This window comes from Natronospira sp., from assembly GCF_007134575.1.
GTDB classification, from domain to species: Bacteria; Pseudomonadota; Gammaproteobacteria; order Natronospirales; family Natronospiraceae; genus Natronospira; species Natronospira elongata.
On the sequence record NZ_SLKM01000072.1, the window covers coordinates 1 to 4,808 of the forward strand.

Here is a 4,808-nt window from a genome sequence, read left to right on the forward strand (position 1 = left end):
CTTCTGCGTTACAGCGCTTGCCCGTAGCCCAACTACTGTGCTGCGCGCTGCGCCTTGAATCAGCGACTCTCACTGCCAACTGAGGCCGCGAATGGGCCCAGCAGAGGTTCCGGGCCTGGCCCATTAACGCCCGGGTAAAGTTTTGATTTCTTGGCGTCTTCGCGCCTTTGCGCGAGGCGTCTTTTCATGAAGCAACGACAAAACAGGAGAAAACGGAATGGCTTCAGACAGTCCCCTGGTCGTCCTAAAGTTTGGTGGAACCAGCGTGTCGTCGGTGGAGAACTGGAAATCCATTGAGGCGGTGGTGGCCAAACGAAAACAGGACGGCTATCGGGTGCTGATGGTCCATTCCGCCCTGGCCGGGGTCTCCGATGCCATTGCCGGCGCCCTCGACCGGATTGCCGAGCTCCAGCTCGAGTCTCTGATCGATAAGCTTCGTGAACAGCACCTGGCCCTGGCCGCCGCCATGGACCTGGAGGGCATCGACGGCCCGCTGGAGGAACAGCTCGGGGAACTGGGCCGACTATTGGAGGGTGCGCGCCTGATCGGCGAGGTCACACCGCGGGTGCGCGCCCGGGCCATGGTCTGCGGTGAGCGCATGGCCGGCATCCTTGCCCGGGCCCGACTGGCAGTGGCCGGGCACGGCCCGGTCGCCATCGATCCCACAGAGTTGCTCACCATCCAGCCGCGCAATCTCGATGCTGCCGACTACTTGTCCGCCGTCTGTGATGACGCTCATGACCCGGAGGCCGCCAGCGCGGCGGCGCAACAGGGCGCGCTGCTGCTCACCCAGGGTTTCTTTGCCCGTCATCCCGAGGGTGGACCGGCTCTGCTGGGCCGGGGCGGGTCCGACACGTCGGCCGCCTATCTTGCCGCCCGCCTGGGCGCCGAGCGACTGGAAATCTGGACCGACGTCCCGGGCTTGTTCAGTGCCAACCCCCGTGATTTGCCCAGTGCCCGCCTGCTACGGCGTCTGGACTATGACGAGGCCCAGGAGATTGCCACCACCGGTGCCAAGGTCCTCCATCCCCGCTGCATCGCACCGGTGCGGCGCCACGGCATTCCCCTACAGGTCCGCTATACCCCCGACCCGGACATGGCCGGCACCGAGATCGGTCCCGGCAGTGGCGACACCGAGGCCAGGGTCAAGGCCATTTCCAGCCGCGCCGGGGTGGTTCTGGTCTCCATGGAAACCCTGGGCATGTGGCAGGAGGTGGGCTTCCTGGCCCGGGCCTTTGATGCCTTCAAGCGTCATGGATTGTCCGTGGATCTGGTGTCCACTTCCGAGACCAATGTCACCGTCTCCCTGGATGCCGATGCCAATGATCTGGGCGAAGCGGTACTGGACGAGCTGGTGGATGATCTGTCCGGATTCTGCCGGGCGCGGTTGATCCGGGATTGCGCCACGGTCAGCGTGGTTGGTCAGCGCATTCGCTCCATCCTCCATCAACTGGGCCCCGCCCTGGAGGTATTCGAGGAACGGCGCATTCATCTGCTCAGCCAGGCCGCCAACGACCTCAACTTCACCGCCGTGATCGAGGCCGCTGAGGCCCCACGGCTGGTGGAGCAACTCCATCGCAGTCTCATTCACACCGTGCCCGATGACCCGGTCCTGGGGCCCACCTGGCAGCAACTGTTCGAGCCCGGCCCGGATCTGGCACCCGCCCAGCGCCGGGTGGGTTGGTGGTGGCAGGACCGCGACCGCCTGATCAGCTTGGCCACCGAACACGGCCCGGCCTTTGTCTATCACCTGCCTTCCCTGCAGACGGCCATCGATGAACTGGAGCAGCTCAAGTCAGTGGATCGGGTGCTGTATGCGGTCAAGGCCAATGCCCACCCCGACATCCTGGCCCGGGTGGATGCGGCCGGTTTCGGATTTGAATGTGTTTCCCCGGGCGAGGTCAGGCACGTCTTGAGCGAGCGCCCCGGGATCGATCCCGAACGCATCCTCTTCACCCCCAATTTCGCACCCCGCGAGGAATATGCCTTTGGCCTGGAGGCGGGAGTAAGAGTGACCCTGGATAACCTCCATCCCCTGCAGCACTGGCCGGAGCTGTTCAAGGACCGCGACATCTTTCTGCGCCTGGACCCGGGGCAGGGCCGGGGGCACCACAAGCACGTGCGCACCGCCGGTACCCAGTCCAAATTCGGCATTCCCCTGTTTGAACTGGAAGAGGCCGCCCGCCTGGTCGCCGCCGCCGGTGCCCGCGTGGTGGGTCTTCATGCTCATAGCGGCAGCGGCATTCGCAATCCCGACAACTGGCGCCAGATCGCTCTGGTTCTGGGTGAAGCCGCCGAGCACTTTCCCGATGTGGAGATCCTCGATCTTGGTGGTGGCCTGGGCGTGGTGGAGAAGGCCGGCGACGAGCCGCTGGACACCCAGGCCATGGATGCTTCCCTGCGCTCCATGGCAACCGCCTTCCCGGGACGCCAGCTCTGGATTGAGCCGGGACGTTACGTGGTCGCCCGGGCCGGCGTGCTGATCGCCCGGGTGACCCAGACCAAGGGCAAGGGCGAAGCCCGCTACGTGGGTATCGAGACCGGCATGAACTCACTCATCCGGCCATCCCTGTATGGCGCCTGGCATGAGATCGTCAATCTCTCCCGCCCCGATGAACCGGCCACCACCCCGGCCACCGTGGTGGGGCCCATCTGCGAGACCGGGGATGTGCTCGGCAACGACCGCCTCCTGCCCGACTGCTTTGAGGGCGACGTCATCGCCATCGCCAACGCCGGCGCCTACGGCCGCGTCATGAGCTCCAGCTACAACCTCCGCCAACCGGCCCGGGAGGTGGTAATCGAGTAGTTTGCTGGTGGTTCGGTGCTGGATTCCGGTGTTGAGTCTTAGACACAGAGGGCGCAGAGAATCCGCAGAGGAGCGCAGAGGGTTGATCAGGGTGGGGCCGTAATGCCTTTCTGAAAGTCCGTGGCCCTCTGCGGGACCCTCTGTGACCTCTGTGTCTAACACTCAAGGCCCGAATCCGGCACCGAGCGATCAGGGTGTCCGGGCAATCGCCCAGACATCGACCCGGCTGGCCCCGGCCTGTTTCAGGGCCTGGGCCAGTTCGGCGACGGTGCTGGCGGAGGTGACCACGTCGTCGACGATGGCGACGTGGTTCGGGACGGGGCCGCTGACCCGGAACAGGCCGTGGACGTTACGGCGGCGCTGGTCCAGGGGCAGTTCCGACTGGGGGCGGGCGCTGCGCTGGCGTTTCAGCCCGCGAGTCAATATCGGCACCCCCAGTTGTCGACTGAGCGGCCGGGCCAGTTCCACCGCCTGATTGAATCCCCGCTGTCGCCAGCGCGCCGGATGCAGGGGAACCGGCACCAGCCCCTGCGGTGGTTCGATGCCCTCGGCGGCCAGGGCATGGGCGCAGAGGCTCCCCAGCAGTCGTCCCGGCGCCAGTTCATGCTGGAATTTCAGCGCCAGAATCAGGCGATCCACCGGAAAGTCATAGAGCAGCGGGGCCATGATCTGGTCGAAGCCTTTCGGGGTTCGACCGCTCTGGCAGTCCCCGCAGAGTTGTGTCCGGGTGCCCGGCGGCAGGGGGTTGGCGCAACGCTGGCAGGGCCGCCGATTCCAGGGCAGGTCCTGCCCGCAGCCCTGGCAAATGTCCATGCCGTCCTCGCCCACCGCGCCGCACAGCAGGCATCGATGGGGCAGGAGTAGCCCCTCCAGCCGCCGCAGCCATCGGTAAACCATTACTTCCCCTTTTCGGTTGACGGGCTTTTGGTTAGACTCCCCAGCCTGTTCTTTCAAGCCAGCTTACAACTCGCGCCCACGCGACGATTGGGGAATTGCCATGTCTGCCGCCGACCAAAACCTGGATCCCACCGCCGTGCTGGCGCGTGCCCGTGACGGTCAGCCCCGTCATGACTGGACCGCCGCCGAGTCTCGGGCACTGTTCGAAGTGCCCTTCAACGACCTGATTTTTGCCGCTCAGACCGTCCATCGCAAGCATTTCGATGCCAATGAAGTCCAGGTCAGTACGCTGCTGTCGATCAAGACCGGCGCCTGCCCGGAAGACTGCGCCTATTGCCCGCAGAGCGCGCGCTACGACACCGGCCTGGAAAAGGAAAAACTCATGGACGTGGACCTGGTCCTGGCCCAGGCCAGGGCGGCCAGGGAGAAGGGGGCCACCCGCTTCTGCATGGGCGCGGCCTACCGCAGCCCCACCGACAAGCATCTGGACCGCATCATCGACATGATTCGCGGTGTCCGTGAGCTGGGCATGGAAACCTGCGCCACCCTCGGCATGGTGAGCCGGGAACAGGCCGAGCGCATGGCCGAAGCCGGGCTGGACTACTACAACCACAACATCGATACCGCTGAGGAATTCTACGGCGACATCATCACCACCCGAACCTTCCAGGACCGCCTCGACACCCTGGAAAACGTCCGCGAGGCCGGGCTCAATGTCTGCTGCGGCGGCATCATCGGCATGGGCGAGGAAACCGCCCACCGCGCCGACATGCTCCGGACCCTGGCCAATCTTGATCAGCACCCGGAAAGCGTACCCATCAATCAATTGGTCCAGGTGCCTGGCACGCCCCTCCATGGCGAGGAAGCGGTCCATCCGCTGGAATTCGTTCGCAGCATCGCCGCCGCCCGCCTGATGATGCCCGCCTCCCACGTGCGTCTGTCCGCCGGGCGGACCGAGATGAGCGAGGAAACCCAGGCCCTGTGTTTCCTTGCCGGCGCCAACTCCATCTTCTACGGCGACAAACTCCTGACCACCGACAACCCCGAGGCCGACCGCGATCGCGCCCTGTTCCGGCGCCTGGGCATCCGGCCGGAGCAGGCCGAA

Annotated in this window: 3 protein-coding genes; 2 read left to right on the forward strand and 1 reads right to left on the reverse strand. The window is 65.4% G+C overall.

The window, feature by feature from the left end; genetic code table 11:
* Positions 1 to 217: 217 nt before the first annotated feature.
* Entirely contained in the window at positions 218 to 2,806 is a 2,589-nt protein-coding gene (locus ACJWXQ_RS02930) for a bifunctional aspartate kinase/diaminopimelate decarboxylase (protein ID WP_346051451.1), read from the forward strand.
* Positions 2,807 to 2,995: 189 nt separating this feature from the next.
* Here the strand turns inward: ACJWXQ_RS02930 and ACJWXQ_RS02935 are convergent, their stop codons facing one another.
* On the reverse strand, positions 2,996 to 3,703 hold the full coding sequence (locus ACJWXQ_RS02935; RefSeq protein WP_346051449.1) for a ComF family protein: 708 nt from the start codon (positions 3,701 to 3,703) through the stop codon (positions 2,996 to 2,998).
* A 100-nt stretch (positions 3,704 to 3,803) separates the two neighbouring features.
* On the opposite strand from ACJWXQ_RS02935, the gene bioB reads away from it, so the two are divergent.
* Positions 3,804 to 4,808: biotin synthase BioB (bioB, locus tag ACJWXQ_RS02940; RefSeq protein ID WP_406672102.1), on the forward strand; the 1,005-nt coding region annotated here is incomplete at its 3' end.

Coding starts and splice junctions, on each gene's coding strand:
- ACJWXQ_RS02930 (WP_346051451.1), top strand. CDS start 218: ATGGCTTCAGACAGTCCCCTGGTCGTCCTAAAGTTTGGTGGAACCAGC.
- ACJWXQ_RS02935 (WP_346051449.1), bottom strand. CDS start 3,703: ATGGTTTACCGATGGCTGCGGCGGCTGGAGGGGCTACTCCTGCCCCAT.